Below are 4365 nucleotides of genomic sequence, written 5' to 3'. Positions count from 1 at the left end.
GCGACTGGTGACGCCGCGACTGGCGATGCTGCGACTGGTGACGCCGCGACTGGCGATGCTGCGACTGGTGACGCCGCGACTGGCGATGCTGCGACTGGTGACGCCGCGACTGGCGATGCTGCGACTGGTGACGCCGCGACTGGCGATGCTGCGACTGGTGACGCCGCGACTGGCGATGCTGCGACTGGTGACGCCGCGACTGGCGATGCTGCGACCGGCGATGCCGCTGCGACCGGTGACGCTGCTGCGACCGGTGACGCTGCTGCGACCGGTGACGCTGCTGCGACCGGTGACGCTGCTGCGACCGGTGACGCTGCTGCGACCGGCGATGCCGCTGCGACCGGTGACGCTGCTGCGACCGGTGACGCTGCCGCGACCGGTGACGCTGCCGCGACCGGCGATGCCGCCGCGACCGGTGACGCTGCCGCGACCGGCGATGCCGCCGCGACCGGTGACGCTGCTGCGACTGGTGACGCCGTGGGTGGACACGACTGCGACTGCAACAAGAAGCCAGGAAAGCCCGGCAAGCCGGGAAAGCCCGGCCATGACAAGCCGCAGAAGCCCGGCCATGACAAGAGGCCGGACAAGTCGGGCAAGGGCGACGCGTCCAAGGCGCCCATTTCGCACTGAAGGTAAGACGGGTGGCGCGCGGTGGATCGTCATCAATTCCGTCGCGTGCCGCCCGCGGAAGCAGGAGCAGCAGGTGCGAGCAGTCAGGATGGGAAGGACCGGGTGGGGCCGTGCTGAGCGGCGCTGAGTCGACAAACGTGAAGTATCCGCAGCGGACCGGAGCTGAGCCGGCAGCGCAGGACAGTGGCGGGGGGCCGCCGGGTAGCACCCGTGGGATGATTTCAGGGCCACCCCGCCCGCTGAGCGCTGCAACGGGAACCGCGGTGGCCCTGTGCCTGGCAGTGACCCTGGTCCATGTACTCCTGGTGTTTCTGTACGTAGCGCCTCCGAACGCCATCTCAAAGGCGTACAGCCAGCAGGTCGACGCGTGGGTCCGGCCCGTGTTCGAGCAGAACTGGCGGCTCTTCGCCCCGAATCCGCAGTCCGCCAACCGGCAGATCTCGGCGAGGACCAGGCAGACGGCACCGGACGGCACCGCGCGGGTGAGCGGCTGGATCGATCTGACCGCTGAGGACGATGCCGCCGTCAAGCACAACGTCTTTCCGAGCCATACGGCACAGAACATGCTGCGCCAGGCTTGGAACGCGTACCTGAAAACGCACGGCGGCGACAACCGGCCGAGCTCGGAGCGGGCTCTGATGATCGAGAAGTATTTGCGCAACATCGCAGCGGATCGCGTCGCCGCCCAACGAGGCGGCACCTTCGATTCCATCCAGCTGCGGGTGATCTCGCGGCCTATCGCCGCGCCCGGCGCAGCGGGTGGACCCCCCTCGGCCGCCACGGCATCGACGCGGGCCGAAACCCGGTATCTGCCCTGGTGGAAGGTGGCCTCGCATGCAACGGACTGAGCAGGAACCGGCCGCGGCGCCCACCGTGTCCGAACGCACCACCGAGCGGGCAGCCGTTCGCATGCCGCAGCGCGTACTCGACCGGGTCCATGCGTTCCTCGTCCTCCTGACCGAGCGGCCGGTCTCCCTGTACGCGGCGGCGGTGCTGCGCATCGGGTACGGGCTGCTCTATCTCGTCTTCCTGCTCCGCGAGTTTCCGCACCGCAACGAGATGTGGGGCCCAGGTTCACCGTGGACGCCCACGCTGGCCAGGCAGATGTTCGACCAGAGCGGGTGGGCCAGCGTCCTCACCCTGTCCGACAGCCAGGTGTACTTCGAGATCTGCTACGCCGTGGCTCTGGTGACGTGTGCGCTGTTCTTGCTGGGCTGGCGGACGCGGGCGGTGTCCGTGCTGTTCGCGGTCGTGGTGGTGTCGTTCCACGCCAGGGCGATCTACATGGCGGACGGCGGGGACAATCTCATGGTCCTCATGGCTGTCTACCTCGTCTTCACCGCGTGCGGCCGGCGCTGGTCCCTCGACGCCCGCAGGACCCGGCTCCAGGCGCCGGCGGGCAGGACGGCAGGCCCGCGGGGCGGCGATCTCCGGCACCATCTCGGCGACGCCCGCACCATCGTGACCACCGTGCTGCACAACTGCGGCATGTTCGTCATCGCCGCCCAGGTCTGCTTCCTCTACGGATGCGCGGGCCTGTACAAGGTGCAGGGCCCGAAGTGGGGCGACGGCACCGCTCTGCACTATGTCCTGAACATCGACCTGTTCCGGCCCTGGCCCGAGCTGTCCCAGATGATCGCCGGCCAGCACGTACTGATCGCCGTCGTCGGCTACCTGACAGTGCTGGTGCAGGTCTCCTTTCCGTTCGTCCTGTTCGGCAGGCTCAAATACCCTGTCCTAGTACTGCTGTTGGGCATGCACGTGAATATCGCGGTGCTCATGGGGCTGCCTCTCTTCTCCGGCGCGATGATCGTCGCCGATGCCGCATTCCTGCCGGACCGCTTCTACCGCGCCCTGGGGCGGCTGGGGCGGCGCGCCTTTCAGCGCACAGGTGGCGTGGGAGCGGGAGCCCTCGTCGGGACAGCACCCGCTGTGGTACCGCCGCAGCCCTCACTGAAATAGGGGTCAGCAGTCCGGTTTCCCTCGCATATGAGCCGGGAGAGAGCAGGAGGCTGTGCCGCCCGGCAGGCGATGGCGGTTCTTCGCGACAACCTGGTAGACGCCGCGTGCCATCCAGTTGACAGGCGGCAGTCGAAGAACAAGCCCGAGCCACCACCAGCGTCTCCGTCCGCACATCAGCACGGCGGACAGGGCGCGCGCTCCACCGTAGACCTTGCCGCCGACCGGGCTGATCCAAAGGACCTCGCGGTCGGCTCTGTCCTCGGTGACATTCAGGGCGGCGAGGTCGGCGTGTTGCCAGGGGGCGAATTGCACACGCGGCCGAACGGTGCGCCGAAAAATCTCGATTGTTCGGCCACAAAAACCGCAGTCTCCGTCGAACAACAGAATGGGCTGGCTCGCCATCCGGGCTTCCTTTCCCCTGCGTACTGCGTTGAAGAACTTCAGTGTGCGGTGATCAAAAGCGATTGGCGAGCAACACGGCCTACGGAGCGTTTTAGCGTGGCCACTGATCGGGTGACGGTCGCGGGGTGCGCAATGCACGAGGCTCCCGTGCCGTTGAAGGAGGTGTTCGAAGTCTCAACCCATCGGCGCAGGAGCCTCGTTGGTTGCCTATCCTGCCGCACTCGACCTCCCTCACCCTCTGGTCGAGTGGGTCATCATGCTGATGGTCACCCGCGAGGGTGACCGCCGCTGCAAGCTGCCCCGCACCAGCGCGCGCTGGTCGCCCTGGTGTACCTGCGCGAGCACGACACTCTCGCGCAGATCGCCGCCGGTTTCGGCATCTCCGTCGGAACCGCCCACGCCTGCACGTCGAAAGCGATCGACCTGCTTGCCGACCGTGCGCCGGGCCTGCTCAAGGTCCTGCGGGAGACCGATCCGGACTACGTCCTGCTGGACGGCACACTCGCCGAGTGCGACCGGCTGGGCAACGGGCGAGCCGACTACTCCGCCAAGCACCGCCGGCACGGCGTGAACGTGCAGGTCGTCACCGACCCGACCGGGCACGTGCTGTGGATCTCGCCCGCACTGCCGGTCCGGACCCACGATCTCACCGCAGCCCGTACTCACCGCATCATCCGACTCTGCGAACGCCAGGGCGTGCCCGTCCTCGCCGACCGCGCCTTGATGAGCTCGGTTCCAACGGCATGCTCGACTGGTCCCGGTGGGCCATCGACCCAGTCAGTCTCCGGGCTCTCAAAGGGGGGCTCTGACAGGACCGAATCCGACTGATCGAGGCAAGAAGGGATCCAAAATTCCCCTGCTCGCCGACCGCAGTGGCTTGCCTGTCTCCGTCGGCATCTCCGGTGCGAATACCCATGACAGTCAAGGACTTGAGCCACTCGTCCGGGGCATCCCACCGATTCGATCGCGTCGCGGGCCACGCCGACGCCGTCCTGCGAAGCTCCACGGAGACAAGGGATACAACTACTCCCACCTGCGGCGATGGCTGCGAGAGCGGAGCATCACGCCTCGTATCGCGCGCAAAGGTATCGAGTCCTCGGCGCGACTCGGCCAGCACCGCTGGGTGGTCGAACGGACCGTGGCTTGGCTGAATGGCTTCCGCCGCCTGCATCGCCGTTACGAGCGCCTGGCAGACCACTTCCTTGGGTTCGTCGGCATCGCCGCAGCCCTCATCTGCTACCGCCGAATCACCAACTAAGAAGTCATCTCATTTGGCGAGTCTGCGGTAGCAGATCAGGGTGCAGGCGATGCTGGTGAAGGCCAGGAAGTGGTCGGCCTTGCGCTCGTAGCGGCGGTGCAGACGGCGGCAGC

At 67.3% G+C, this 4365-nt stretch carries 3 protein-coding genes and 4 pseudogenes; 4 read left to right on the top strand and 3 right to left on the bottom strand.

Annotation, left to right across the window (positions count from 1 at the left end):
* Positions 1-570, bottom strand: a pseudogene (locus tag ACIF80_RS29750) (hypothetical protein); the annotation flags it as partial.
* 323 nt (positions 571-893) lie between these two features.
* Between ACIF80_RS29750 and ACIF80_RS29745 the strand changes: the two are divergent.
* Both ACIF80_RS29745 and ACIF80_RS29740 read left to right on the top strand, forming a co-directional pair.
* Positions 894-1478, top strand: coding sequence for a DUF5819 family protein (locus ACIF80_RS29745; protein WP_399810274.1), 585 nt, complete (start codon positions 894-896; stop codon positions 1476-1478).
* Positions 1465-2592 carry an HTTM domain-containing protein gene (locus ACIF80_RS29740; protein ID WP_399810273.1) on the top strand — a complete coding sequence of 376 codons (1128 nt, stop codon included), beginning with the start codon at positions 1465-1467 and terminating at the stop codon, positions 2590-2592. Before ACIF80_RS29745 ends, ACIF80_RS29740 begins: the two co-directional genes overlap by 14 nt.
* A gap of 3 nt (positions 2593-2595) precedes the next feature.
* Here ACIF80_RS29740 and ACIF80_RS29735 read toward each other — a convergent pair whose 3' ends face one another.
* Positions 2596-2994: a thiol-disulfide oxidoreductase DCC family protein gene (locus ACIF80_RS29735; RefSeq protein WP_399810272.1), complete on the bottom strand. Its 399-nt coding sequence runs from the start codon at positions 2992-2994 to the stop codon at positions 2596-2598.
* Positions 2995-3193: 199 nt separating this feature from the next.
* Here ACIF80_RS29735 and ACIF80_RS29730 point away from each other — a divergent pair.
* Both ACIF80_RS29730 and ACIF80_RS29725 read left to right on the top strand, forming a co-directional pair.
* Positions 3194-3732: pseudogene (locus ACIF80_RS29730) on the top strand (transposase family protein); the annotation flags it as partial.
* Positions 3705-4252: pseudogene (locus ACIF80_RS29725) on the top strand (IS5 family transposase); the annotation flags it as partial. The pseudogenes ACIF80_RS29730 and ACIF80_RS29725, both read left to right, overlap by 28 nt.
* A gap of 9 nt (positions 4253-4261) precedes the next feature.
* On the opposite strand, the pseudogene ACIF80_RS29720 reads toward ACIF80_RS29725, so the two are convergent.
* A pseudogene (locus ACIF80_RS29720) lies at positions 4262-4365 on the bottom strand (IS5/IS1182 family transposase); the annotation flags it as partial.

It is taken from the genome of Streptomyces sp. NPDC085927 (assembly GCF_044540975.1).
Taxonomy (GTDB): Bacteria; Actinomycetota; Actinomycetes; order Streptomycetales; family Streptomycetaceae; genus Streptomyces; species Streptomyces hirsutus.
This window is presented reverse-complemented; position numbering and strand designations above follow the sequence as displayed.

Excerpts from the sequence above, each read along its gene's own strand:
- ACIF80_RS29740 (WP_399810273.1), top strand. The coding sequence starts at position 1,465 with ATGCAACGGACTGAGCAGGAACCGGCCGCGGCGCCCACCGTGTCCGAA.
- ACIF80_RS29735 (WP_399810272.1), bottom strand. The coding sequence starts at position 2,994 with ATGGCGAGCCAGCCCATTCTGTTGTTCGACGGAGACTGCGGTTTTTGT.